The organism is Stenotrophomonas maltophilia (assembly GCF_006970445.1).
GTDB lineage: Bacteria > Pseudomonadota > Gammaproteobacteria > Xanthomonadales > Xanthomonadaceae > Stenotrophomonas > Stenotrophomonas maltophilia_AU.
This window is the reverse complement of the sequence record NZ_CP033877.1, coordinates 1825985-1852257: the sequence shown is the minus strand read 5'-3', so window position 1 is coordinate 1852257 and position 26273 is coordinate 1825985. Positions and strand designations below refer to the sequence as shown.

The following is a 26273-nucleotide window of genomic DNA, read 5'->3' as shown; positions in this document are numbered from 1 at the left end:
TCAGAGCACCGCGTAGTTCAGCAGCGGCTTGACCGTTCCCCACTCCTTGCAGCTCGGGCACTGCCAGTGGTGGGTACGCGCACCGAAGCCACAGCGGGTGCAGCGATAGGCCGGGTTACGCACCAGCAGCTGGTCGGTGATGTGCTTGAGGTCATGCAGGGTGGCGGTGGAATCGGCCCCCTCGGCAAGGGTCAGGTCGATGAGCGCGGATTCGCCACGTACCGACGGGCGGTCCTTGAGCTGGCGACCGAGGTAGGCACGGGCCGGCGCCACGCCCTCCTGCTCTTCCATCAAACGGGTCAGCGCCAGTACCGGGGCGATGCCGCGGTAGTGCTCGGTCATCTCCGACAGAAACGCGCGTGCGCCCGCCAGATCGCCGACCTTGCGATAGTTCTGCATCAGTGCCGGCAGCAGTTCCGGCAGGTATTCGGGGTCGTTGCGCGCGGCGCGCTCGAAGGCGCGCACGGCGGCCTCTGGATTGCCCGCGTCAGTTTCCAGCCGGCCCTCGATGATGCCGGCGCGCACCGACATCGCGTCTGCCTGGTAGGCGCGGGCGATCGCCGCCCTCGCCTCTTCCAGCTTGCCGGCGCCACGGAAACGCTCGGCCAGTTCGCATTCGAACTGCCCGATCAGCTTGCCCATCGGCTCGCCGGTGACATCCTCGAAACGGGTGGCGTTGTCGATCGCCTTTTCCCAGTCGCGCTCGGCCTGGTAGATGCCGATCAGGTGCTTGAGCGCCTGCGGTGCACGCTGATCCAGCTGTGCCAGCTCGGTGAACACGGTCTCGGCGCGATCCAGCAGGCCAGACTTCATGTAGTCCTCGCCCAGCGCCAGCAGGGCCTGCACGCGTTGCGCGTCACTCAGGTCGTGGCGGTTGACCAGCCCCTGGTGCAGGCGGATGGCGCGGTCGACTTCACCACGACGGCGGAACAGGTGGCCCAGCGCGACCTGGGTCTCGAAGGTTTCCTTGTCCAGCTCGGCGATGTGCAGGAACAGCTCGATGGCCTTGTCCGGCTGCTCGTTGAGCAGGTAGTTCAGGCCACGGAAATAGGTGCTCGACAGGCGGCTGACCTGGCTGTCACCGTGGCGTTGACCACCACGCCGCCCGATCACCCACCCGGCCAGTGCGGCCAGCGGAACGAACAGGAAGAACCAGAACCACTCGGTGACGAAATCCATCTTCGATCAACGTCCATCAAAAGATTGGGGGGAAGCGACCGGTGCCGGCGAAGCGACAGCGGACTTGTTGGCGCGGCGCAACTGGCTGTAGAGCGGAATGACCACGCTCACCAGCACCAGCCCGGCACCGACCACGACACCAACCAGCAGCGCGGCGATCAGGGCCACGCCCACCGAGGTGTGCAGTTGGGTAAACAGCAGGTTGATCGACATCGCGGTCATGTTGACCGCACCGATGATCAATCCAAGGATCAGCACCGCCAGCAGGACCAGCAGACGAAAAACCTTCATGCGACAGCTCCAGTGGCAGGAGTCCGTAGCTTATCCGACTCGCGGCTGGATTCGCACGCGGTGGCGCGACGGAGGGCTCAGGCCGGATCGGCGTCCAGCGGCAGCACACTGCTGACCCGCTCGCGCAGTTCCTTGCCCGGCTTGAAATGGGGGACATGCTTGCCCGGCAGGGCAACCGATTCGCCGGTCTTCGGGTTGCGACCCAGGCGCGGCGGACGATAGTGCAGCGAGAAGCTGCCAAAACCACGGATTTCGATGCGATCCCCGGCGGACAGCGATCCGCCCATCATCTCCAGCAACGACTTCACCGCCAGATCGACATCATCGGCCTTCAGGTGCGCCTGGCGGCGCGCAAGGATTTCGATCAGTTCGGATTTGGTCATTACCGGCTCACATCAGGGGCATCTCAGCCTGAAACGGCCCGGGCAATGCCCGGGCCGTCCAGGAAACAACGAACAGCGTAAGGCCGATTACTCGGACTTGTTGCCGTTCAGCTGCGCACGCAGCAGCGCGCCCAGCTGGGTGGTGCCGCTGGAAGCCGAAGAGGACTGGTATTCCTCCAGCACTTCGCGCATTTCCGCGTCGTCCTTGGCCTTGATCGACAGCTGCAGGGTACGGCCCTTGCGGTCCATGCCCACGAACTTGGCTTCGACCTTGTCGCCGACCTTCAGGTGCTGGGTGGCGTCGTCAACGCGCTCGTTGGCGATGTCGCGGGCCGAGACGTAACCTTCGATGCCGTCAGCCAGCTCGATGATCGCGCCCTTGGCGTCGACTTCCTTCACCACGCCTTCGACCTTGGAGCCCTTCGGATTGGCAGCCATGTACTGGCCGAACGGATCCTGCTCCAGCTGCTTCACGCCCAGGGAGATGCGCTCGCGCTCCGGATCGACAGCCAGGACGACGGCGTCCAGGGTATCGCCCTTCTTGAAGTTGCGAACGACGTCTTCGCCGGTGGTGTTCCAGCTGATGTCGGACAGGTGGACCAGGCCGTCGATGCCGCCGTCCAGGCCGATGAAGATGCCGAAGTCGGTGATCGACTTGATCTGGCCCGACACCTTGTCACCCTTCTTGTGGGTGGCAGCGAAGGTTTCCCACGGATTGGCGGCAACCTGCTTCATGCCCAGCGAGATACGGCGACGCTCTTCATCGACGTCCAGCACCATCACTTCGACTTCATCACCAACCTGGACAACCTTGGACGGGTTGACGTTCTTGTTGGTCCAATCCATCTCGGAGACGTGCACCAGGCCTTCGACGCCCGGCTCGATCTCAACGAACGCACCGTAATCGGTGACGTTGGAGACCTTGCCGAAGACGCGGCTGTTGGCCGGGTAACGACGGCCGATGTTGTCCCACGGATCCTCGCCCAGCTGCTTCAGGCCCAGCGAAACGCGGTTGCGCTCGCGGTCGAACTTCAGCACGCGGACGTCCAGCTCGTCGCCGACGTTCACGACTTCCGACGGGTGACGCACGCGCTTCCACGCCATGTCGGTGATGTGCAGCAGGCCGTCGATACCGCCCAGGTCCACGAACGCGCCGTAATCGGTCAGGTTCTTGACGACACCCTTCAGGATCGCGCCTTCCTGCAGCTTGTCCATCAGCTGCTCGCGCTCTTCCGAGTGCTCGCTTTCGACGACAGCGCGGCGCGAGACCACGACGTTGTTACGCTTGCGGTCCAGCTTGATGAGCTTGAACTCGAGTTCCTTGCCTTCCAGGTAGGCCGGATCGCGCACCGGGCGCACATCGACCAGGGAACCCGGCAGGAAGGCGCGGACATCCTTGATGTCCACGGTGAAACCACCCTTGACCTTGCCGCTGATGCGGCCGGTGATGGTTTCGTTCTTTTCCAACGCTTCTTCCAGCTCGTCCCACACCATCGCGCGCTTGGCCTTCTCGCGCGACAGGACGGTTTCGCCGAAGCCGTTCTCGATCGAGTCGAGGGCGACCTTGACGATGTCGCCTTCGGCGACGTCGATTTCGCCAGCGTCGTTACGGAACTGTTCGATCGGCACGATGCCTTCGGACTTCAGGCCAGCGTTGATCACCACGACGTCGCCGCGGACTTCAACAACGGTACCGCTGACGATGGCGCCCGGCTTCAGCTTGGCCAGGTTGGCCTGGCTGGCTTCAAACAGTTCGGCAAATGATTCGGTCATTAGATTTACTCTGTTGGACACATGGGTCGGTGGCGTCCCCTTCAGGGGAATGGCGACCGCCCGCCTGTTGGTCGACCCCGGAAACGCAGGTCGTGTGTAGTAGGAAAACCGCCACGCATCATTGCGCGACGGAGCTGGTACAGCACTGCTATGCGCGACCACCACCGATGCTGCTGGCAGTGCTCCCGCGCGAACGGATCAGGCAGCCGGAACCGGAAGCAGATCCATCACTCGGGCAACGACATCATCGATGCCGATGCCTGTGGTGTCGATGAGGACAGCATCGTCTGCCGGCTTCAGGGGCGCCACGGTACGCTGAGCATCACGGGCGTCGCGGGCCATGATCTCGCGCAGGAGGTCATCAAAGTTAACAGAAACCCCCTTGTCTTTCAACTGCTTATGCCGGCGCTCGGCGCGCTCCTCGGCACTGGCGGTCAGGAAGACCTTGTAGGAGGCGTCCGGGAAGATCACCGTGCCCATGTCGCGGCCGTCGGCAACCAGGCCCGGCAGCTCCCTGAATGCGCGCTGGCGCTCCTTCAGGGCAGCCCGGACCTCGGGAATGGCGGCAATGGCCGAGGCCAGCGCACCGGTGGTCTCCAGGCGCAGCTCGTCGGTGGCATCGGTGCCGTTGACCATGACCCGCATGGCATCGCCCTGCTCGACAAACTGAACGTGGGTGTCGAAGGTGCAACGCACCAGTGCCGAAGCGTCCGAGGTATCGATGTCGGCCCAGCTTGCGGCCACGCCCACCGCCCGGTACAGCGCGCCCGAATCCAGGTAATGCCAGCCCATCCTGCGCGCGATGATGCGGCTGATGGTACCCTTGCCGGCCCCGGATGGGCCGTCGATGGTCAGGACGGGAGCGAGTGGATTCATGGGGGTCCCAGAGCGTGTGAAGAGGCCATTCTAGCCCCTGCCAGACGCCCCCAGCGGGATCTTTTGTGCAACCACTTGAAACCACGAGGAAAAGCCCGGTAGAATGGCGGGCTTGAACGAGCGTCAACTGCCGATTGTCTTTCGCATATCGCGGCCACGCTCCACCCGAACAACTACTGTTTACGCCGAGGTATGCCATGAAAGTCCTGTCCTCCCTGAAGTCGGCGAAGGCCCGTCACCGTGACTGCAAGGTCGTGCGTCGTCGTGGCAAGATCTTCGTCATCTGCAAGTCGAACCCGCGTTTCAAGGCGCGTCAGCGCTAAGCCTCACAGCCTTCCGGCTGCGGCTGGCCCTACGCGGGGCCGACCCGATGCAAGAAACCGCCTTCGGGCGGTTTTTTGTTTATGCGGCTTTTTCCTGCCGTTTTTGCTGTAATCGCCTTTCTTGACCACTGGGGAGTAGATCGAGATGAAGCGTTACCTGTCCGCCCTGGCCATGATGGCCACCCTGGCCGCCGCCACACCGGCACTGGCCGATACCCTGCTTGTTGATCGTGCCCGCGAGAAGCCGGCCGGTGCCGTGCCCGTGCGCGGCCAGAGCATGCAGCAGGTGCAGGCGCAGTTCGGCGCGCCCAACGAGCAGCTGCAGCCGCGTGGCGGGCAGAAGCGGCAGTGGCCGACCATCAACCGCTGGGTGTACCCGCAGTTCACCGTCTACTTCGAGAAGCAGAAGGTGATCAACGTGGTGGCCAACCAGGCGGACCCGAACGAAATCGGCCCGAAACCGCCGATCCGTTGATCCCTTTACCCGCCGTGGGCGGGCCTGTGTAGCGAGACCATGAACCAGACCCTTCGTTTTCCTGCCGAGTGGGAAGCCCAGAGCGGCGTCCTGATTGCCTGGCCCACCGCCGATACCGACTGGGCTGACCGCCTGGGCCAGGTGGAAGAGACCTACATCGCCCTGGTCGCGGCCATCACCCGCTTCCAGCCGGTGCTGATCTGCGTGGCCGACGATGATGTGGAGACCTATGCCGAGATGCGGCTGCGCTCCAACCGCGTCGACATGGACAAGGTCCACTTCACCACGGCGGCCTACGACGATACCTGGCTGCGCGACTCCGGCCCGATCACCCTGCGCCGTGCCGACGGCAGCTTCCAGCTGCTGGATTTCCGCTTCACCGGCTGGGGCGGCAAGTTCGACGCCACCCTGGATGACCAGCTGGTGGGCGTGCTCGACCAGGCCGGCGTGTTCAACGACGCACCGGTGCGCAGCATTCCGTTCGCGCTGGAAGGCGGCGGCATCGAGACCGACGGCGAAGGCACCCTGCTGACCACCTGGAAGTGCCTGCACGAGCGCCACCCGGACCGCGACCGCGCCAGCCTGAGCGCCGACCTGGCCGACTGGCTGCAGCAGGACCGCGTGCTGTGGCTGGACCACGGCTACCTGGAAGGCGACGACACCGACGCGCACATCGATACCCTCGCCCGCTTCGCCTCGGCTGACAGCATCGTCTACCAGGCCTGCGACGACGAGAGCGACTCGCACTACGCCGAATTGCAGGCGATGGGCAAAGAGCTGGCCGCGCTGCGCACCAAGGACGGCCAGCCGTATCGCCTGTTCCCGCTGCCGTGGGCACAGCCGGTGATCGACGAAGGCCGTCGCCTGGCTGCCTCGTACGCCAACTACCTGATCGTCAACGGCGCGGTGCTGATACCGGCCTATGGCGATCCGGCCGATGACCTGGCCCGCGACGTGCTGGCCCAGGCGCACCCGGGTCGCGAGATCGTGCAGGTGCCCTGCCGCTCGCTGATCTGGCAGAACGGCAGCCTGCACTGCATCACCATGCAGCTGCCGGCAGGGTTGTTGAAGGCGTAAGCGGTAGTGCCGGCCGCTGGCCGGCAACCAGGTAACGCTTGATGGATCTGGGGATGCCGGCCAACGGCCGGCACTACCGATCGCACCCATTCAGCGCACGACACGCCGTCGCCGCCCATCCGCGCTAACATGCAGGTTTTCCCCCGCAGGAACGCCCCGCATGAACTCGCGCAGCCCCCTTACCGTCGCCCTGATCCAGGAGCGCAACCACGGTGATGCCGCCGCCAACCTGGCGGTGATCGAAGCACGCGTGGCCGAGGCGGCTGCGCAGGGTGCCAAGCTGGTGCTGCTGCAGGAACTGCATAACGGTCCGTACTTCTGCCAGCACGAATCGGTGGACGAGTTCGACCTGGCCGAGCCGATTCCGGGCCCGAGCACCGAGCGCCTTGGCGCGCTGGCGAAGAAGCATGGCGTGGTGCTGGTCGGCTCGCTGTTCGAGCGCCGCGCTGCCGGCCTGTACCACAACACCGCCGTGGTGTTCGAGAAGGACGGTACGCTGCTCGGCAAGTACCGCAAGATGCATATCCCGGATGACCCGGGCTTCTACGAGAAGTTCTACTTCACCCCGGGCGACATCGGCTTCAAGCCGATCGATACCTCGGTGGGCCGCCTTGGCGTGCTGGTGTGCTGGGACCAGTGGTACCCGGAAGCGGCGCGCCTGATGGCGCTGGCCGGTGCCGAACTGCTGCTGTACCCGACCGCGATCGGCTGGGATCCGGACGACGTGCAGGACGAGAAGACGCGCCAGCGCGACGCCTGGGTACTGAGCCACCGCGGCCACGGCGTGGCCAACGGCTTGCCGGTGCTGAGCTGCAACCGCGTCGGCCACGAGGCCTCGCCGCTGGGCGCGTCGGGCATCCAGTTCTGGGGCAACAGCCACGTGCTCGGCCCGCAGGGCGAGTTCCTGGCCGAGGCCGGCACCGAGGCTACCGTGCTGCTGTGCGACGTCGACCTGCAGCGCAGCGAGCATGTGCGCCGCATCTGGCCGTTCCTGCGTGATCGCCGCATCGATGCCTACGGCGACCTGCTCAAGCGCTACATCGACTGAGCCGGAGCCCGCGCATGGCCGTCCTCATCCGTGATGCCGGCCCTGCCGACATCAATGCGATCACCGCGATCTACGCGGTGGAAGTGACCGACTTCGTCAACACCTACGAATACGACATTCCCGACGCGACCGAGATGCTGCGCCGCATGCGCGACATCATCGACCGTGGCTTCCCCTACCTGGTCGCCGAAATCGACGGCCAGGTGGCCGGCTATGCCTACGCCAACACTTACCGCACCCGCGTTGCCTACCAGTGGACCGTGGAGAACTCGGTCTACGTCGATGCCGCATTCCAGGGCAAAGGCGTCGGCACTGGCCTTCTGCAGGCCTTGATCGATGCCTGCGTGGCGCGTGGCTACCGGCAGATGGTGGCGGTGATCGGCGAACCGACCAACACCGCGTCGATCAAGCTGCACGAACGCTTCGGCTTCGAGCTGGTGGGCGTGTTCCGTGGCCTCGGCCGCAAGCATGGCCGCTGGCTGGATACCGTGCAGATGCAGCGCGCGCTCGGCGACGGCGCCGATACCGCACCTTCCAATGAATGAACCCATGACCGAAACCCTTCCCGATACCGGTGACGACCTGTTCGCCGGCCAGCCGGTGCGCGTCGTCGAACGCGACGGCGTGCGCTACACCCTGCTGGGCACCGCCCACGTCTCCCGCGCCAGCGTCGAGGCCGTGGAAAAAGCCATCGACAGCGGTCGCTTCGATGCCGTTGCCGTCGAACTGGACCCGCAGCGCCTGCAGGCGCTGAGCGACCCGGACACGCTGGCCAAGCTCGACCTGGTCGAGGTGATCCGCAAGGGCCGCGTCGCCCTGTTCGCTGCCAACCTGGCCCTGTCCGCCTACCAGCGCCGCCTGGCCGAACAGCTCGACATCGAGCCCGGTGCCGAGCTGAAGCGTGCAGTGGAACTGGCGCGCGAACGCGACCTGCCCGTGCACCTGATCGACCGCGAAGTCGGCCTGACCTTCCGTCGTGCGTCGCAGCGGCTGGGCTTCTTCGGCAAGCTGAAGCTGGTCGCCGGGCTTGGCGCCGGCCTGTTCTCGTCCGAGGAAGTGGGCGAGAACGAGATCGAGAAGCTCAAGCAGGGCGACATGCTCGAATCGAGCTTTGGTGAGTTTGCCAGCGAGAGCCCGGCGCTGTACGAGACCATCATCGGTGAGCGCGACCGCTACATGGCCACGCGCCTGCGCGAAGCGCACGACCCGCAGCAGCGCGAAGTGCTGGCGGTGGTCGGTGCCGGTCACCTGGCCGGGCTGGCGCGCTACCTGGAAACCGACACCGAGGCGCCGGCACCGTTGCGCGCCGAGCTGGAAGCGGTGCCGAAGAAGCGCAACATCCCGTGGTTCACGCTGGGCATCCTGGCAATCGTGGCGACCGGCATCGGCGTGGGCTTCTACCGCGGCGGCCTGGGCGTGGGTACCGAACTGCTGGCGACCTGGGCGATGTATACCGGCGGCCTGGCGGGCCTGGGCTGCCTGCTGGCCGGTGGCCACCCGCTGAGCATCCTCACCGCGATCGCGGTGGCCCCGTTCAAGCCGTTCCGCCTGAGCATCCCGACCGGTGCGTTCTCGGCGCTGGTGGAAGCGCGCCTGCGCAAGCCGGCCTACGAAGACTTCCTGAAGCTGCGCGACGATGCGCAGAGCCTGAAGGGCTGGTATCGCAACCGTGTCACCCGCGTGGTGCTGACCTTCATGCTGACCAACATCGGCAGCATGCTCGGCCTATGGCTGACCACCTTCAAGGTGTGGGGCAAGGTGGCCGGCTGATGGTTCCGCCGGGCATGGCCCGGCGCTACCGGTAGGTGCCAACCTTGGTTGGCACTGTGCTTCCGGTCGCGAAGATCAGCCGGGCTTTGCTATGCCTTAACCCCTGCTCGGGCGACGCCGCGATGCAGTGATGGGTAACGCCGCGCCATGCCCGGCAAAAAAAAGGGGGAGGCCGCCCCACTACGACCGGCCTCCCCCACACCACAACACGTTGGTGCTGCTTACGGTCGAGCAAGCTCGACCACTACAGCCGGGCAGCGCCCGGCTCTACCATCTCCAGGCCACGCGCACGGCGGATCAGCCGCGTCACGGCATTGCGCAGGTCATCGAGTACCGCGTAGATCGTCGGCAGGAACAGCAGGCTGACCACGGTCGAGAACGCCAGGCCGCCGGCAATCGCGCGCGCCATCGGCGAATACTCCGGGCCATTGCCGAACATCTGCGTGTCGGTCAGCGAGATCGGCACCATCGCCAGGATCGCCGTACCCATGGTCATCATGATCGGGCGCAGGCGTTCGCGTGAGCCTTCCACCAGCGCCTGCGTGCGGCCCATGCCACTGCGCCGCAGGTTGTTGATGTGCTCGATCATCACGATGCCGTTGTTCACCACCACGCCCATCAGCACCAGGATGCCAATGAAGGACATGATCCCGAACGAGGTGCCGGTGATCCAGAACAGCCAGAACACGCCGAAGATCGAGAACAGCACGCCGCTCATGATCGCCGCCGGGAACAGCAGCGACTCGAACACCGCCGCCATCACCACGTAGATCATCACCAGCGCGATCAGCAGGTTGAACACCATCTGCTGCATGGCCTCATCATCGTTGCCGTAGTCACCGCCATCGAAAGTGAAGCCGTAGCCTGCCGGGAAGTTCATCGGCTTGAGCACGGCTTCTATCGCCTTGCGCCCGTCCGGGGCCGTGATCTTCTCTGCCAGGTTGGCCTTAATGGTCAACGTCGTCTGGCGGTTGGTACGGCCGATCTGGGTGGCCGACGAGCCGACGTCCACGGTGACCAGGCTCAGCAGCGGCACGCTGCGGCCATCGCCGGTACGCACGCTGAAGCCGGCGAGGTCTTCCGGACTGCTCTGCTCGGCGCCGGCAAAGCGCACCCACACCGGCACCTCATTGTCGCCGCGGCGGAACTCGCGCATCGGTGCGCCGCGCAGCGCCAGCCCAACGAAGCTCGCCACCTGCTCGGCGTTGAATCCGAACGCTGCGGCACGCTCGCGGTCAACACGCACCTTCAGCTCGCCGCCCTTTTCTCCGTTGTCGATTCGCACGTCACGCAGTTCGGCACGCTGCGCCAGCAACGGCACCACTTCCTGGCCGATCTCCTGCAGCATCGAGCTGGAGTCGCCCACCAGCTGCACCTGCACGCCCTGGTTGCTGCCGCCACCACCATCGCCGCCCTGGTTGCCGACGAAGTAGTCGGTGCGGGCGGACTTCGGCAGGCCCTTGCGCAGCTCTTCCTGCAGCGCCTTGATGTCCTTGGCGTACTTTTCATCCAGGGTGACCACGGTGGAGCTGCCTTCCTGCTCGCTGTACCAGGAGTACACCTGCTTCACGTGCAGGCGTTCGCGGTTCTGGTCGATCCAGCTCTCCACCCGCGCCACTTCCTCGGACATCTGCCGGTAGGTGTAGGCGCCCTTCCACATGTAGCCGATGAAGATGTCCTTGCCGCCCTCACCGCCGAACATGTCGATCTTGGTCAGCTTCATCGGTACCAGGCTGACCAGCACCACCAGCAGGATGCCGAGCAGGCTCCATCCGCGGTGATGCAGCGACCAGTCCAGCAGCTGCGCGTAGCGGCGCTGCAGGCGCGCAATCAGGCCTGTCTGCGAGTGCACCAGCTTGGGGGTGGCCATGCGTGCGGAGAGCATCGGGATCAGGCTGACCGCGACCAGCCACGAGGCCAGCAGCGAGACCGAGATGGTGATCGCGATCTGCGCCATGAAGATGCTGATGTTGTTGGTCTCGCCGAACAGGTTCGGCACGAACACGATGCAGTGGCACAGCGTACCGGCACTGAGTGCGATGGCCACGTTGCGGGTGCCGATGATCGAGGCCAGCCGTGGCTGCCCCGGCATGCGCTCGCGCTCCTGGTAGATGCTCTCCACCACCACCACGGCGTTGTCGACCAGCATGCCCACGGCCAGCAGCAGGCCCATCATGGTCAGGATGTTCAGTGTCACCCCGACGAAGTACATGAAGCCCAGCGTGATGGTGAAGCAGATCGGAATGGCGAGGGTCACCATCAGCGTCGATGGCCAATGGCGCAGGAAGAAGAACAGCACCGTCACCGACAGGATCAGGCCGACCGCACCGGCTTCGGCCAGCTCCAGCAGCGACGAGGTCACCGCCTTGCCCTGGTTGTCGATCACCTTGATCTGCACGTCGCGCATCGACGGCTGCGCACGGATCGCCTCGACCTCGGCCAGCGCCGCGCGCGAAACGTCCACCAGATTGGCACTGCGCTCCTTGAAAATATCCAGGCCCACCGCCGGGTTGCCGTCCAGGCGGCGCCCGTAATTCATCCGCGCCGGCTTCAGGCGGACATCGGCGATATCACCCAGGCGCAGGCCCTTGGCGTTGATCACCAGGTCGCGCATTTCCTGCAGGTCGGTGATCTCGCCCACCGGCTGCACGCGCACGCGCTGGCCGTTGTCGTCGATCTGCCCGGCCGAGATCGAGAAATTCAGCGTGCGCAGGCGCTCGCTCAGCTCGTTGATGCTCAATCCATGCGCGTTGAGCCGGTTCGGATCGATGGCGATCTCGACCTCGTTCGGCGGCGCACCGGTGATGTCGACCCTTGCCACACCCGGGATGCGCTCGATGCGCCGCTTGAACTCACGGTCGAGCATGTCATAGGCGGTGGTCAGGTCGGTGGTGCTGGCCAGGCGCACCTTCAACACGGGCTGGTCACTGCTGGACCACTTGAACACGTTGTAGCGCTGCAGGTCGTCGGGCAGGTCGCTGCGGATCGCGTCGATACGCTCGCGCGCGTCGGACGCGGCAATGGCGATGTCGCGGTCCCAGTCGCTGAATTCGATGTAGATCAGCGCCGCCTCAGAGGTGGCCGACGAGCGCATGCGCTTGATGCCGGTCATCGTCGCCAGCGATTCCTCGACGGGTCGAATGATGGTCCGCTCCACTTCCTCCGGGGTCGACCCGGTATAGGGAATCTGCACGAACAGGAACGGCGCGGAGATGTCCGGCAGCGCCTCCAGCGGCAGCCGGAACGAAGCGATCAGGCCGATCACCACCAGCGACACAAAGCACATGATGGTGGTGACCGGGCGGCGGATGGAGAACTCGGCAACACTCATGCCGGCTCCTCCGTCCCCGCCGCGCTGCCTGCTGCGCCCGGCTCGATTTCACCGGCGTGCTTGCGGCCGCGCTCACGGTAGTAAGCGTCGCCGCGACGATCCATCAGGTCGTACACCACCGGGATCACCAGCAGGGTCAACAGGGTCGACACCAGCAGGCCGCCGATCACGGTGATCGCCATCGGCGCGCGCACCTCAGCACCCTCACCCATCGCCACCGCCAGCGGCAGGAAGCCGAACAGCGTGCACAGGGTGGTCATGATGATCGGCCGCAGGCGCGAGCGCGCACCTTCCACCAGCGCCTCATGCTTGGCCACGCCGGCCTCGCGCAGCTGGTTGACCTTGTCGATCAGGATGATCGCGTTCTTGGTGACCAGGCCAACCAGCAGGATCAGGCCGATGAATACCACCACCGAGATGGGCTTGCCGGTCAGCATCAGCGCCAGGATCGCACCGACCAGCGCCAACGGGATGGTGAACAGGATCACGAACGGGTGCAGCAGTGACTCGAACTGCGAAGCCATCACCAGATAGACCAGGAAGATCGCCAGTCCGAAGGCGAAGATCAGCGACTTCGCCGCCTGCGCCAGCTCTTCGCCCTGGCCGCCGATGTGCAGGCCGACACCCGCGCCCAGCGGTTGCTCGGCCACCATCTGCTGCACTTCACGCATGGCCGCGCCCAGATCGATGTCGCGCAGGTTGGCTGACACGACGGCGACGCGGGTCTGGTCGGCGCGATGGATCTCGCTGGGGCCAGTAGTGGCGACCACGTCGGCCACCGCGTCCAGGGTGACCGGACGGGTGCTGCCCGGATTGACGATTAGCCGGCGGATGCTCTCCACGCTGGCACGATCACCTTCCTGGGCACGCACCAGCACGTCGATCTTGCGATCACGGAAGCTGTAGCGGGTGGCGACGTCGCCGCGCACCTTCTTCACCACCACGTCAGCGATCTGGCGGGTGGTCAGGCCCAGCGCACCAGCGCGCTCCTGGTCGAAGCGGATCTGGATCTCCGGGAAGCCTTCTTCCACCGTCGACTTCACGTCGGCGTAGTGGGCATTGCCGCGCAGCAGGGCCGCCAGGCGCTGGCCCGCAACTTCCAGGGTCGCCATGTCCTGTCCGCGCAGTTCGATTTCCAGCGGCGTGGAGAAGCTGAACAACGCCGGCCGCGCGAAGTCGACCTGGGCACCCGGATGCTGGCTCATGGTGCCGCGCAGGCGCTCGGTGATCGCCGCTTCAGTGCGCGCGTCGCCACCGCCTTCCATCACCACGGTCAGCTTGCCGATGTTCTCGCCGCTTTCGGTCGGGCTGGCATCCAGTCGGGTGCCGCTGCCACTGACGCCATACAGTGAGGCCACACCCTCCCCCTTGCCGTGCGCCAGCTGCAGCTCGCGCACCAGCGTATCGGTCTGCTTCAGCGGCGTGCCGGCCGGCAGCTTCACCGTCATTTCGAAGCGGTCCTGCGCCAGCTGCGGAATCAGGTCAGCGCCAAGCATCGGTACCAGCGCCATGGTCGCTACGAAGATGATGGTCGCCACGCCCAGCACTTTGCCGGGGTGCGCCAGCGCGCTCGGCAGCAGCCGCAGGTAGCCACGCTCGGCACCGGCGTAAGGCTTCATCGCCAGGTCGCTGGCCTTGCGCATTACCGGGCCGATCACCGCCACCACGCCACGCCACAGGCGTACCACAAGCCACGCCAGCGCATAGAAGCTCCAGCGCACGCTGGCGACCACGCCACGGCGGCCCAGCGCAACCGGCTTCTGCCAACGCTTCTGCGGCTGCCATGCTGCGTTCGGCGCCTCTTCCGGGAACGCCAGCGGCGGCCGTCCCTTCAGCGAGCTCAGCATCGGGATCAGGGTCATCGACACCAGCAGCGAGATCGCGATGGCGATCGCCACGGTCAAGGCCTGGTCGCGGAACAGCTGCCCGGCGATGCCGTCGACGAACACCAGTGGCAGGAACACCGCAATGGTGGTCAGGGTCGAGGCGACCACCGCCATGCTCACTTCACGGGTGCCGGCAATCGCCGCCTGCAGGATGCCGAGGCCACGCTCACGGGCCTTGGCGATGCTCTCCAGCACCACGATCGAGTCATCCACCACCAGGCCGGTGGCCAATGCCAGGCCGCCCAGCGACATCACGTTCAAGCTCAGGCCGAGCTGGCCCATGAAGAAGAACGTGGCGATGATCGAGACCGGCAACGACAGGCTGATCACGAACGTGCTCCAGCCATCGCGCAGGAACAGGAAGATGATCAGGATCGCCAGCAGGCCGCCGATCACTGCATCCTTCTTGACGTCGGCGATGGCGTGCTCGATAAAGCGCGACTGGTCCTCGATGGTGGTCAGCTCGACATCGGACGGGAACGTGCCCTTGATCTGCTCCAGGCGCTTGCGCAGCGCTTCGGCGGTGGACACAGTGTTGGCGTCGCCTTCCTTGTAGATGGCCAGCTCGACCGATTCCTTGCCGCCCAGGCGGATGATCGCTTCGCGCTCCTTGTAGCCCTGGCGCACGGTAGCCACGTCCTTCAGGCGCACCGGCACACCGTTGGCGACCACGCTGGAGCCACCACCGGACGATGCGCTCTGTGCCGCCGACGCCGCCGCAATGGCTGCAGCCGAACCGGTCGACGCGGCGATGTTGAACATCTGCTGCAGCGCCGAATCCGCCGCGCTGCCATTGGCGGCCTGGGTGGTCACCAGCAGGTTGCGGATTTCCTCCAGGTCGGCGAACTGGTTGACGGTACGCACCAGGAAGCGCTGCGAACCCTCCTCCAGGCGGCCGCCGGAGATGTTGATGTTCTCGTCCTTCAGGCGCTTGATGACGGTATCGATCGGCAGGTTCAGCTGCGCCAGCTTCTGCTGGTCGATGTCGACCTGGATCTCGTCCTCGAGGCCGCCGCCGACCTTCACTGCTGCCACGCCGGTGACCGGCTCCAGCTTCTTCTTGAGGTCTTCATCGGCATAGCGGCGCAGGCCGGTCAGCTCGCGGACCGCATCGGCATCGCTGGTCGGCGCTGTCTTGTTCGACAGCACCAGGCGCATGATCGGCTCGGTGGATGGATTGAAGCGCAGCAGCACCGGGGCCTTGGCCTCCAGTGGCAGGTTCAGCGCTTCCATCTTGTCGCGCACCTCCAGGCTGGCCTGGTCCATGTTGGTGCCCCAGGCGAACTCCAGCACCACGTCGCTCTGGCCGGTGCGCGAGACCGACTTCAGCTTGCGCAGGTTCTTGACCACGCCGACCGCCTCTTCGACCGGCTGGGTGATCAGGGTTTCGATTTCAGTCGGTGCCGCACCGGTGTATTCGGTGCGCACGGTGAGCGTCGGGTAGCTCAGGTCGGGCAGCAGGTTGACCTTGAGGTTGCCCAGTGCGATCAGGCCGAACAGCAGCAGCGTGACCGTGCACATGGCGATGGTCACGCGGCGGCGGGTGGCGAATTCCACCAGTCCGCCGCGCATGCCGGCGGCGGCGCCGTCGCTCGCCGGCGAGGCACCGTGGTCGTGGCCCGGGGCGGTCATTGCTTGCTCCCGGCCTTGTCTGCCGGCTTGGCGGCCGCTGCGACCGTCTTCGCCTTCGGGTCGGCAATCACCTGCACCGTGGTGCCGTCGCGCAGGGCGACCTTGCCGGCGGTGACCACCTGATCACCGGCCGCCAGGCCATCACGGATCTCCACCCACGGGCCCTCGGCGTAACCCAGCTTAACCGGAACGCGTGCGACCTTGCCTTCGCGCACGCGGAACACCGCCGGCTCACCGTCGTCGAGCAACGCCAGGCGCGGCACCACCAGCGCATCGGCACGCTGGTCGTAATCGATGCGGATGCGCCCGAACATGCCGGGCTGCAGCGCGTGCGCGGCGCCATCGAAGGCACTGACCACGCGAAACGTGCCGCTGCCCGAGTCCACCACCGGCGCAATGCGATCGACGGTGCCGGTGAAGCTCTGGCCCGGCAACGCGTCGGCCGCCAGCGTCACCGGCTGGCCGGCGCGCAGGGTGGCCAGTTCACGCTCGGGTACGTTGAGGGTGGCTTCCAGCCGCGAGTTGTCGACAATGCGGAAGATCGGCGTGTTGATCTGCACGAAGTTGCCGGTCTTGATCGAGCGCGAGGCGATCACGCCGGAGATCGGCGCCACCACCGTGGTGTAGGACAGCTCCAGCGTGGCCAGGCGGTACTGCGCACGGACGTTCTCCAGGTCGTAGCGCAGCTGGTCGACATCGGCGGCGCTGACCATCTGCTGGCCGACCAGCTTCTGTGCGCGCTGGTAGTTGTTTTCCAGCTTGCGCATCTGCGCTTCGCTCTGTGCCACGGCCAGGCGCGCGCGGTCCGGGTCCAACCGCACCAGCGGCTGGCCGGCGGTGACCCGCTGCCCTTCCTCGACCAGCACCGCCAGCGCTACGCCGGAGGTCTTGGCGACCACCTGCGATTCGGCGCGTGGTTCCAGCGCCGCAGTACCGGTGTAGCTGGCCGCGACGGCACGATGGCTGGCCACCGCGACTTCGACCGGGACGGCGTCGACCTTCTTCTCCTCCTTGGTCTCGGCAGCCTTGGCTTCGGAATTGGGCCCTGCGGCGCAACCGCCCAGCAGCAGGGAGGTGGAGATCAGCAGTGCGGCAGCGCAGATTCCGCTGCGACGGCCGGACAGGAGGATTGGGTGCGACATCGTCGGGTCCCTGGAGGATGCGTGGACAGGTGTGGTAGCAAAGTAATGCACCACTTCACGGCAACACCATATCCCAAAGGTCATGGTGTCTTCACGCCGCTGGTCGGCCCACCCCCATTTCAGCTAGATGAAACCTGAGGCTATACTCGGATCGTTCCGTACCCCACGCCGGAACGACCAGACCCGAATCCCCGGAAACGACACCATGCGCCCGCAGCCGCTCGCCGCTTGTCTCGCTCTGGCCGTCCTCCTGCCCCTTGGGGCCGCCGCACAGCCCGCTCCTGCTCCTGCCACACCCGCCCCGGCCCCGGCTCCCGCCGCTGCGCCGGCGCCCGCCGCACCCACCGGCAACTTCGACAATGGGCGCGTCCTGGCCTACACCTGTCAGGGCTGCCACGGGATCACCGGCTACAAGAACGCCTACCCCAGTTACCGGGTGCCGAAGATCGGCGGCCAGACCCAGCAGTACCTGGCCCAGGCCCTGACCGAGTACCGCCAGGGCAAGCGCCGGCATCCGACGATGCAGGCGCAGTCGATGAGTTTCAGCGAACAGGAGATCGCCGATCTCTCTGTTTACCTGTCCACCGTCAAGTAAGGCCCGCCCATGTCGAAAGCCGCGCATCCGATGCGTCATGCCATCGCCCTGTCCGTTGCCCTGCTGCTGGCCGCCTGTTCGCAGTCGCAGGTGGAAAACAGCGAGAAATCCGCCGCCGACCCGGGCCATGCCAGCGGCGAACACGGTTCTTCGTCCTCCGCCGGCCTGCCGGCAGGCCGCGAGGCCGCCGGTGAAGCCCGCGCCAAGGTGAAAGGCAAGGCCACCAACCAGAGCTGCATCGACTGCCATGGGGCCGACGGCAATGCGCCGATCGATCCGACCTATCCGAAACTGGGTGGCCAGTACGGTGACTACCTGGCGCACGCACTGCAGGCCTACCGCGGCGGTGACCGCCAGCATGCGCTGATGACGCCGCAGGCGAAGGACCTGAGTGATCAGGACATCGCCGATCTGGCAGCGTATTTCGGCAGCCGGCCGAGCCAGCTGCGGGATCTGCACGGGGTCAAATGACCGCTCTGCGCGGATCATGACTGCTGCAATCTGATGCGTTCATGGGCGTTACTTTTCTTTGCGCGCAAAGAAAAGTAACCAAAAGAAACGCTCCGCCGCCCGCGAGCCGATGCTACGCACCGGTACCCTGCGCTCCTCGGCCCACCGAGGGACGCCGCGGGAACTCGCTGCGCTCAGACACCCGCGCCTCTTCGCCCTCGCCGGACCTGCGGTGCTCGGCTCGCTTCAAGGCGGAATCAGATCAAAAGCCACAGCCGCCCGCCGGGCGAGACGGCCGTGGCAGACGCTCAGCCTTCCAGCTCTTCCCAGCGCGCGTACGCGGCATCCAGCTCGGCCTGCACCTTGGCCAGCTGCTGGGTGTGCGCGGTCACTTCGGCGCTGCTGCGGGTGTAGAACGACGGGTCGTTCATCGCCGAGGTCAGCCCTTCGACGTCGCCTTCCAGCTTCTCGATGGTCTTCGGCAGCTGCTCCAGCTCGCGCGCTTCCTTGTAGGCCAGCTTGCGCTTGGGCGCTGCAGGTGTAGCCGCAGCAGCCGGTGCGGCGGTGACCGGCTTGGCGGCAGCCACCACGGCCGGTGCCTGTGCCACGCTGGCGGCATAACGTTGCCAGTCGCTGTAGCCACCGACGTACTCACCAATCACGCCATCGCCCTCCATCACCAGCGTGGAGGTCACCACGTTGTCGATGAAGTCACGGTCGTGGCTGACCAGCAGCAGGGTGCCGGTGTACTCGCCCAGCAGCTCTTCCAGCAGCTCCAGGGTTTCCACGTCCAGGTCGTTGGTCGGTTCGTCCATCACCAGCAGGTTGGACGGCTGCGCGAACAGCTTGGCCAGCAGCAGGCGGTTGCGCTCGCCACCGGACAGGCGGGTGATCGGCGCACGCGCACGTTCCGGGGTGAACATGAAGTCCTGCAGGTAGGCATGCACATGCTTGCGCTTGCCGTTGAACTCGAGGAAATCGCGGCCTTCGGCCACGTTCTCGATCGCGCTCCAGTCTTCACGCAGCACCGCGCGGTACTGGTCGAAATAGGCGATCTGCAGGTTGGTACCGGCGTTGACTTCGCCCTTGGCCGGCTGCAGTTCGCCCAGCAGCAGCTTCAGCAGCGTGGTCTTGCCGCTGCCGTTGGGGCCGATCAGGCCGATACGGTCGCCACGCAGGATGGTGGTGGTGAAATCGCGGACCATGGTGCGCTCGCCGAAGGCGAACGAAATGTCCTTGACGTCGATGACCTTCTTGCCGGAGCTGACGCCCTGGGCAGCTTCCATCTTGACGTTGCCGCTGAGGTCGCGGCGCTGAGAGCGTTCGGTGCGCATCGCCTTCAGGCGGCGCACGCGGCCTTCGTCACGGGTACGCCGGGCCTTGATGCCCTGCCGGATCCAGACTTCTTCCTGCGCCAGCAGCTTGTCGAAGCGGGCGTTCTCCTGCGCCTGCGCGTTGAGGCGTTCCTCGCGGCGGCGCTCGTAGTTGGCCCAGTCGCCCGGCCAGCTGGTGACCTGGCCGCGGTCGATCTCGACGATGCGGGTGGCCAGTGCACGCAGGAAGCGGCGATCGTGGGTGACGAACACCACGCTGCCGCTCCAGCCCTTCAGGAACGCCTCGAGCCAGTCGATGGCTTCGATGTCCAGGTGGTTGGTCGGTTCGTCCAGCAGCAGCACGTCGGGGCTGGACACCAGCGCGCGGGCGAGCAGCACGCGGCGCTTCATGCCGCCGGACAGGCGGCCGAACTCGGCCTCGCCATCCAGATCGAGCTTGGTCAGGGTTTCGCTGACGCGCTGGTCTAGGCCCCAGCCGTTGGCGGCGTCGATCTTGGCCTGCACGTTGCCGAGGGCTTCGCCATCGAATACATCGGCATGGCTGAGGTGATGGAATTCGGCCAGCCACTGGCCCAGCTCGCCAAGGCCATCGGCGACGACGTCGAACACCGAGCCGGCCGCGCCGTGTGGCACTTCCTGCTCCAGGCGGGTGACACGCACGCCTTGCTGCACGCGGACTTCACCGTCATCGGGCTTGTGGTCGCCAGACAGCAGCTTGAGCAGGGTGGATTTGCCGGCGCCGTTGCGGCCGATCAGGGCGATGCGTTCGCCCGGCTCGATCGACAGTTCGGCCTTTTCCAGCAACAACGGGCCGCCGACGCTGAAGTCGACGTTCTGTAGGGTAATCAGAGGCATCCGGATATTGTACGGGTTGGGGGCGTCGGCCGGGTTGCACCCGGCACCTGCAGAGGCAACGGCCGCAGCAACAGCCAAAGCGGCTTACGGTGGCAGGCGGGTCGGTGTGGGGCTGCAGGACACGCCGTGAACCCATCCATGGGGGCTCGATGGCGCCATCCATGGCGCCAACGGTCCTGCAGCCCCACACCGCCGCACCTTCGACAGATTTCTGCGAACTGTCGTAACGGCATTCTGCGCTGGTGGGTGTCGACCTTGGTCGACAGAGTAGATCCACGCCATGCGTGGATGAGCGCTACAAGAAGGCTAGATGTATGTAATCGACTTGGGGTCCGATGGATTACCCCACCTCCCCCAACAACGCCTGCAACCCCGGCAGCCATTGCTTGCCGGGGTGGCGCACCAGCCACAGGGTGCGCTGCAGGGCGGGCAGCGGTGTCTCGAGCACGCGCAGGCGGCCCAGGGCCAGCGGCTCTTCCAGCGCGTGGCGCGAAAGACAGGCCAGGCCGAGGCCGGCGATGGCGGCCTGCTTGATCGCTTCGGTGTTGCCCAGCTGCAGGGTCTGCGCGAAGCCACGCAGGTGCGGCAGCAGCGCCTGCTCCACGGCTTCACGGGTGCCCGAGCCGGGCTCGCGCAGCAGCCAGCGGGCGCGGCGCAGTTCGTCCAGCGACCAGCGCACGGGGGCATCGGTGGCGGCGACGATCACCAGCGGGTCCTGCTGCCAGGCGGTGACCTGCAGGCCGCGCTCGTGGCACGGGCCTTCGATCAGGCCGGCGTCCACATCCAGGCGCTGCACGGCAGCAACCACGCCGGCACTGTTGTCGATGCGCAGGTCGACCTCGGCCTGTGGCGCCTGGCGCAGCAGATCGGCGATGCGTGGGGGCAGCAGGTAATTGCCGATGGTGGTGCTGGCGGCCAGCACCAACCGCAGCGGTGCGCCCTGCGACGGGTCGCCGCCTGCGGCCAGCTGCCGCTCCAGATCGGCGGCGTTGACCAGCAGGGTGCGTGCCGGCTCCAGCAGCGCGCGGCCATGTCCATTCAGGGCCAGGCGGCGGCCGATGCGGTCGAACAGCGGGGTACCGAAGTGCGCCTCCAGTTCCTGCAGCGCGGCACTGCTGGCCGACTGTGAAAGGGCGATGGCCTGGCCGGCGGCGGTGGTGCTGCCGTGATCGGCGATGGCGACGAAGACCTGAAGCTGGCGCAAGGTCAGGCGCATGGCTGTTACCCGCTTAATAGGTAGGTTTCACCCATATTATTCGTTTTACAGGTCGGTCAAGCAGGCGCACGCTTGCCCCATCCCTCCAGCCCTGCCCCTGCCATGAACGCCCCCGCTCTCTCCTCCTGGTCCCTGCCCGCCCTGCGCCAACGCTGGCAGCCGCGTCTGCCCGGCCTTCTGCTGGTGGGCCTGATCGCGGCGGCGTCGCTGTACCTGGCCGAGCTTCCCTGGTTGCAGGCGCATGGCCTGAGTGCACTGACCGTCGCCATCGTCGCCGGCATCGTGGTCGGCAACACCCTCTACCCGCGGCTCGCGCCAAGCAGCGCGGCCGGCGTCGGTTTCTCCAAGCATTGGCTGCTACGCGCCGGCATCGTGCTGTACGGCCTGCGCCTGACCTTCCAGGACATCGGCCATGTCGGCGTCAGCGGCGTGCTGATGGACGTGCTGGTGGTGGCCAGCACCTTCGGCCTGGCCTGCTGGCTGGGCGTGCGTGTGTTCAAGATGGAGCGTGAGGCGGCAATGCTGATCGGTGCCGGCAGCGCGATCTGCGGCGCGGCAGCGGTGATGGCCGCCGAACCGGTGGTGCGTGGCCGCGCGGCACAGGTCACGGTGGCCGTGTCGACGGTGGTGGTGTTCGGCACGCTGGCGATGTTCCTGTACCCGGCGCTGTATGCCCTGGTGCAGTCGCACGGCTGGCTGGCGATGGACGCGCGACAGTACGGCCTGTTCACCGGTGCGACGGTGCATGAAGTGGCACAGGTGGTGGCGGCCGGCCGCGCGGTCAACGAAGCGGCAGCTGATACGGCAGTGATCACCAAGATGGTACGAGTGATGCTGCTGGCGCCGTTCCTGGTCGCGCTGTCGCTGTGGCTGGCGCGTGGCGGCAAGGCCGGCGCCGACGGCAGCAAGGCGCGCATCGTGGTGCCGTGGTTCGCGTTCGGTTTCGTGGCGGTGGCCGGTTTCAATTCGCTGCATCTGCTGCCGGCCAGCCTGCAGGCGGGGCTGGTGCAGCTGGATACCGTGCTGCTGGCGATGGCGATGGCCGCGCTGGGCCTGACCACCCACGTCTCGGCGCTGCGCCAGGCAGGCCTGAAGCCGCTGCTGCTGGCACTGATCCTGTTCGCCTGGCTGCTGTTCGGTGGCCTGGCGATCCACCAGGGCGTGCTGGCGGTGCTTGGCTGATCGACCCTCCCCGCTTGCCGAATCCATCCGCAGGCCGTAAAAGAACGCACCCTGCGCTGGTCGACACGGACGACATGACCATCCATCACCTTCCGAGCTTCCGTTACCATCCGGACCCGGTAGCGACGGGCAACGTGGCTCCCTCCACTACCACCTGCAGGGTCTGTCAGCAGGCGCGTGGATATGTGTATCTGCACGATGCCATCCACGCAGGGCGCGCAGATTACTCGGAACAGATCTGCCCTTGGTGCATTGCCGATGGCCGCGCCGCGTCGGCGTTGCATGTGGCGTTTGCCTGCCGCCTGGATATCGACGAAAGCGTCCCTGAAGCCGCGCTGGAAGAGCTGTCCCTGCGCACGCCGGGCTACGCCAGTTTCCAGGGGGAAACGTGGCTGGCACATTGCAGCGATGTCTGCCGATTCCTGGGCGACGCCACCCTGGAGCAGGTGTCTCAGGCCTCGGCAGCGAGCATCGCGGCGTGGTGCGCAGCCAACGACGCCGACGAGGCGGTCTGGTGGGCTCTGGCCAGCGACTACGCGCCCGGTGCAGATATCGGCTTCTATACGTTCGAGTGCCTGCACTGTGGCCTGGTTCAGTTCCATATTGACTCGACCTGAACCTTCTCCTGCGCATGCCCGACGTGGACCGTTAGACTTGAGGCATGCCCGCCTCCGCCGCCCTGCTGCAGATCCCCTTGCGCCTGCTGGATGAGCGCTATGGGCCAGGCAATGTCGATGAAGCCGAAGACATGCTGATCGGGATCGTGCAGGCGGAGATGGGCGAGCAGGCAACCTGTTCGTTCGACTTCGACACGCGGCACGCCAACCCGTGGTTCCACCAGCTGCTGCTGGAACCCCGGGTCGCCGGAAAGCCGGCCACCCAGGAGCAGCTGCAGGCGATGGCCGTACGGCTGGTAGCCCTCGGTTTGCACTGAAGGTTGGACAGTGTCATCCACGCATGGCGTGGATCTACTGGATCGCACACCCTGAGCGGGTGAAGAAGGCCGGGGGGCGAGCCTTCCGGACGGGTACAATGCGCCATGACTGACTTCTCGACCCTGCCGCTGAGCCCGGCCCTGCAGCCCGGCCTGGACGCCCTCGGCTACACCACCCTCACCCCCGTGCAGGCGCAGAGCCTGCCGGCCATCCTCGATGGCCGCGATGTGATCGCACAGGCGCCGACCGGCAGCGGCAAGACCGCCGCCTTCGGCCTGGGCCTGCTGCAGGCCATCGACCCCAGCCTGATCCGCGTGCAGGCGCTGGTGCTGTGCCCGACCCGCGAACTGGCCGACCAGGTCGGCAAGCAGATCCGCAAGCTGGCCACCGGCATCCCCAACCTGAAGCTGCTGCTGCTGGTCGGCGGTGTGCCGCTGGGACCGCAGCTGGCATCGCTGGAAGGCCACGATCCGCATGTGGTGGTCGGCACGCCCGGCCGCGTGCAGGAGCTGGCACGCAAGCGCGCGCTGAATCTTGGCGCGGTGCGCACGCTGGTGCTGGACGAGGCCGACCGCATGCTCGACATGGGCTTCGAGGAGCCGATCCGCGAGATCGCCGGCCGCACCCACAGGGATCGCCAGAGCCTGCTGTTCTCCGCCACCTTCCCCGACAGCATCCGCGCCATGGCGCGTGACCTGCTGCGCGACGCCGTGGAAGTGACCGTGGAAGGCGCGGATCAGGCACCGGCCATCCGCCACCTGTTCTGCGAAGTGGAACCTGCACATCGCCAGAAGGCGCTGGCCGGCCTGCTGCTGAAGTACACGCCGGAATCGGCAGTGGTGTTCTGCAACACCCGCAAGGACGTGGACGAAGTGGCCAACTCGCTGCAGCAGTTCGGCTTCTCCGCACTCGCCCTGCACGGCGACATGGAGCAGCGCGACCGTGAGGAAGTGCTGTTGCTGCTGGCCAACCGCAGCTGCAACGTGCTGGTGGCCAGCGACGTGGCCGCACGCGGCCTGGACGTGGAAGAGCTGGCGGCGGTGATCAACTACGAGCTGCCGACCGACGTGGAAAGCTACCAGCACCGCGTCGGCCGTACCGGCCGTGCCGGTGCCAGTGGCCTGGCAATCAGCCTGGTGGCCGGCCGCGAGAAGACCCGCGCCGAAGCCATCGAAGCGCAGATGGGGCAGCCGCTGAACTGGCAGAAGACGCCGCTGGCGACCTCGCGCCCGGCCGAGCTGCCGCAGGCGGCGATGCGCACCCTGCGGATCGACGGCGGCAAGACCGACAAGCTGCGCCCGGGCGACATCCTTGGCGCACTGACCGGCGATGCCGGCCTGCCAGCCAAGTTCATCGGCAAGATCGCGATCTTCCCGACCCGTTCCTACGTGGCGATCGCGCGTGAGCAGGCCAACAAGGCCGTGGCGAAACTGGAAGCCGGCAAGATCAAGGGCCGTCGTTTCCGCGTGCGGATGATGTGATTGAAGCAGCGTTGCCAGCCACGGCTGGCAACGACCTGGCCTGGTAGCGGCGAACCTTGGTTGGCCCGTCCATGGCACCCGTCGCGGACAGCAATGCCAACCAAGGTCGGCAACGACCGGCTCCCGGCCATTCGCTCTGGTAGATGCCAACCTTGGTTGGCACCCACCCTTCGATCAGAACACCAGTTCGGTGTGCAGCGGCAGGTCCGATTCCCAGCGGGCGCGACCACCGAGGCCGTCCAGTTCGACCAGTACGCCGGCACCGACCACGTCAACGCCCAGGCGGCGCACCAGCGAAAGCGCAGCGACCAGCGTGCCGCCGGTGGCCAGCACGTCATCGATGATCGCCACGCGGGCGCCGGCCGGCAGCGCATCGGCATGCACTTCGATGCAGTCGCTGCGGTATTCCAGCGTGTATTCCTCGCGCAGCACCTGGCCCGGCAGCTTGCCCGGCTTGCGCACCGGCACGAAGCCCACGCCCAGCTCCAGCGCCATCGCGGCGCCGAGGATGAAACCACGCGATTCGATGCCAACCACCGCGTCCAGCTTCTGGTCGCGCCAGCGGTCGGCCATCGCGGTAATCGCGCCGCGGAAGTCCTCGCCGTGCGCGAGCAGCGGCATGATGTCCTTGAACAGGATGCCGGGCTTGGGGAAGTCGGCGATGTCGCGCAGGCGGGAGGCCCACTGCGGAGCGACGATGGCGTCGGTCATGTCACATTGGCTATCTGATGGCGGCATAGGGTACCTGTTCCGGGCGCCGCCTGCCTGTTGGGGGTGTTCGGCCGGGCTGCGCCCGGCACCTGCAGAGGCTTCAAGCCAAGGCAACGGCAACGGCAACGTCAAGAGCGGCATTCCGTGGGATGGCGGGGCGGGTCCGGTTGTGGGAGACGCCGTAAACCCGTCCATGGGGGCTTGGCCGCGGCATCCATGCCGCGGACACTCCCGCAACCGGACCCACCCCGCCTTCGACAGTTTCCTGCGATCTGTCGCGAATCCACGCCATGTGTGGATGAATCTCAATCGAAATCGAATATTTCGA

23 protein-coding genes are annotated in these 26273 nt (G+C 66.2%); 12 read left to right on the top strand and 11 right to left on the bottom strand.

Features of this window, described 5'->3' with window-relative positions; genetic code table 11:
- The 5 genes from lapB to cmk all read right to left on the bottom strand — a co-directional run bounded on the left by lapB (position 1) and on the right by cmk (position 4502).
- Positions 1–1179, bottom strand: a complete 1179-nt coding sequence (gene lapB / locus EGM71_RS08605; RefSeq protein WP_005416232.1) for a lipopolysaccharide assembly protein LapB — start codon at positions 1177–1179, stop codon at positions 1–3.
- Between the two features lie 6 nt (positions 1180–1185).
- Positions 1186–1470, bottom strand: a complete 285-nt coding sequence (locus tag EGM71_RS08600) for a lipopolysaccharide assembly protein LapA domain-containing protein (protein WP_049448337.1) — start codon at positions 1468–1470, stop codon at positions 1186–1188.
- A gap of 77 nt (positions 1471–1547) precedes the next feature.
- Positions 1548–1853: an integration host factor subunit beta gene (locus EGM71_RS08595; protein ID WP_005409286.1), complete on the bottom strand. Its 306-nt coding sequence runs from the start codon at positions 1851–1853 to the stop codon at positions 1548–1550.
- Between the two features lie 87 nt (positions 1854–1940).
- Positions 1941–3626: a 30S ribosomal protein S1 gene (gene rpsA / locus EGM71_RS08590; protein WP_005416230.1), complete on the bottom strand. Its 1686-nt coding sequence runs from the start codon at positions 3624–3626 to the stop codon at positions 1941–1943.
- 198 nt (positions 3627–3824) lie between these two features.
- Positions 3825–4502, bottom strand: coding sequence for a (d)CMP kinase (gene cmk / locus EGM71_RS08585; protein WP_014036894.1), 678 nt, complete (start codon positions 4500–4502; stop codon positions 3825–3827).
- A 197-nt stretch (positions 4503–4699) separates the two neighbouring features.
- Between cmk and ykgO the strand changes: the two genes are divergently transcribed.
- The 6 genes from ykgO to EGM71_RS08555 all read left to right on the top strand — a co-directional run bounded on the left by ykgO (position 4700) and on the right by EGM71_RS08555 (position 9195).
- Positions 4700–4825 (top strand): type B 50S ribosomal protein L36, encoded by a 126-nt coding sequence (gene ykgO / locus EGM71_RS08580; RefSeq protein ID WP_005409283.1) that lies wholly within the window; start codon positions 4700–4702, stop codon positions 4823–4825.
- A gap of 172 nt (positions 4826–4997) precedes the next feature.
- Positions 4998–5300: a hypothetical protein gene (locus EGM71_RS08575; protein ID WP_424143753.1), complete on the top strand. Its 303-nt coding sequence runs from the start codon at positions 4998–5000 to the stop codon at positions 5298–5300.
- Between the two features lie 39 nt (positions 5301–5339).
- Positions 5340–6377 (top strand): agmatine deiminase family protein, encoded by a 1038-nt coding sequence (locus EGM71_RS08570; protein WP_188489160.1) that lies wholly within the window; start codon positions 5340–5342, stop codon positions 6375–6377.
- A gap of 160 nt (positions 6378–6537) precedes the next feature.
- Positions 6538–7425, top strand: coding sequence for a carbon-nitrogen hydrolase (locus EGM71_RS08565; RefSeq protein WP_188489158.1), 888 nt, complete (start codon positions 6538–6540; stop codon positions 7423–7425).
- Positions 7426–7439: 14 nt separating this feature from the next.
- Positions 7440–7970 carry a GNAT family N-acetyltransferase gene (locus EGM71_RS08560; RefSeq protein WP_188489156.1) on the top strand — a complete coding sequence of 177 codons (531 nt, stop codon included), beginning with the start codon at positions 7440–7442 and terminating at the stop codon, positions 7968–7970.
- Between the two features lie 4 nt (positions 7971–7974).
- The gene (locus tag EGM71_RS08555; RefSeq protein ID WP_430544074.1) at positions 7975–9195 is read left to right on the top strand and encodes a TraB/GumN family protein; all 1221 of its coding nucleotides are present in this window, start codon (positions 7975–7977) and stop codon (positions 9193–9195) included.
- A gap of 244 nt (positions 9196–9439) precedes the next feature.
- On the opposite strand, the gene EGM71_RS08550 is transcribed toward EGM71_RS08555, so the two are convergent.
- The 3 genes from EGM71_RS08550 to EGM71_RS08540 are packed head-to-tail and all read right to left on the bottom strand — an operon-like array spanning position 9440 to position 17186.
- A complete protein-coding gene (locus tag EGM71_RS08550) occupies positions 9440–12526 on the bottom strand; it encodes an efflux RND transporter permease subunit (RefSeq protein WP_188489152.1) in 3087 nt (1028 codons plus the stop codon).
- Positions 12523–16044 carry an efflux RND transporter permease subunit gene (locus tag EGM71_RS08545; RefSeq protein WP_188489151.1) on the bottom strand — a complete coding sequence of 1174 codons (3522 nt, stop codon included), beginning with the start codon at positions 16042–16044 and terminating at the stop codon, positions 12523–12525. Before EGM71_RS08545 ends, EGM71_RS08550 begins: the two co-directional genes overlap by 4 nt.
- Positions 16041–17186, bottom strand: coding sequence for an efflux RND transporter periplasmic adaptor subunit (locus EGM71_RS08540; RefSeq protein ID WP_188489149.1), 1146 nt, complete (start codon positions 17184–17186; stop codon positions 16041–16043). Before EGM71_RS08540 ends, EGM71_RS08545 begins: the two co-directional genes overlap by 4 nt.
- Before the next feature lie 205 nt (positions 17187–17391).
- On the opposite strand from EGM71_RS08540, the gene EGM71_RS08535 reads away from it, so the two are divergent.
- Both EGM71_RS08535 and EGM71_RS08530 read left to right on the top strand, forming a co-directional pair.
- Complete coding sequence (locus tag EGM71_RS08535) at positions 17392–17781, top strand: c-type cytochrome (RefSeq protein WP_005413034.1); 390 nt, start codon at positions 17392–17394, stop codon at positions 17779–17781.
- 9 nt (positions 17782–17790) lie between these two features.
- Positions 17791–18252: a c-type cytochrome gene (locus EGM71_RS08530; protein ID WP_188489147.1), complete on the top strand. Its 462-nt coding sequence runs from the start codon at positions 17791–17793 to the stop codon at positions 18250–18252.
- A 287-nt stretch (positions 18253–18539) separates the two neighbouring features.
- Here the strand turns inward: EGM71_RS08530 and EGM71_RS08525 are convergent, their stop codons facing one another.
- Together EGM71_RS08525 and EGM71_RS08520 are read right to left on the bottom strand one after the other, a co-directional pair.
- Entirely contained in the window at positions 18540–20420 is a 1881-nt protein-coding gene (locus EGM71_RS08525) for an ATP-binding cassette domain-containing protein (protein WP_188489145.1), read from the bottom strand.
- Between the two features lie 340 nt (positions 20421–20760).
- Complete coding sequence (locus EGM71_RS08520) at positions 20761–21636, bottom strand: LysR family transcriptional regulator (RefSeq protein ID WP_188489144.1); 876 nt, start codon at positions 21634–21636, stop codon at positions 20761–20763.
- A 102-nt stretch (positions 21637–21738) separates the two neighbouring features.
- Between EGM71_RS08520 and EGM71_RS08515 the strand changes: the two genes are divergently transcribed.
- The 4 genes from EGM71_RS08515 (at position 21739) to dbpA (ending at position 25234) form a co-directional block, all read left to right on the top strand.
- Positions 21739–22818 (top strand): YeiH family protein, encoded by a 1080-nt coding sequence (locus tag EGM71_RS08515; RefSeq protein ID WP_188489142.1) that lies wholly within the window; start codon positions 21739–21741, stop codon positions 22816–22818.
- A 74-nt stretch (positions 22819–22892) separates the two neighbouring features.
- A complete protein-coding gene (locus EGM71_RS08510) occupies positions 22893–23435 on the top strand; it encodes a CbrC family protein (protein ID WP_188489140.1) in 543 nt (180 codons plus the stop codon).
- 44 nt (positions 23436–23479) lie between these two features.
- The gene (locus EGM71_RS08505) at positions 23480–23752 is read left to right on the top strand and encodes a hypothetical protein (RefSeq protein WP_188489138.1); all 273 of its coding nucleotides are present in this window, start codon (positions 23480–23482) and stop codon (positions 23750–23752) included.
- Positions 23753–23857: 105 nt separating this feature from the next.
- Positions 23858–25234, top strand: a complete 1377-nt coding sequence (gene dbpA, locus EGM71_RS08500) for an ATP-dependent RNA helicase DbpA (RefSeq protein WP_188489136.1) — start codon at positions 23858–23860, stop codon at positions 25232–25234.
- 174 nt (positions 25235–25408) lie between these two features.
- Here the strand turns inward: dbpA and EGM71_RS08495 are convergent, their stop codons facing one another.
- Complete coding sequence (locus EGM71_RS08495; RefSeq protein WP_135968257.1) at positions 25409–25945, bottom strand: adenine phosphoribosyltransferase; 537 nt, start codon at positions 25943–25945, stop codon at positions 25409–25411.
- Positions 25946–26273: the final 328 nt, after the last annotated feature.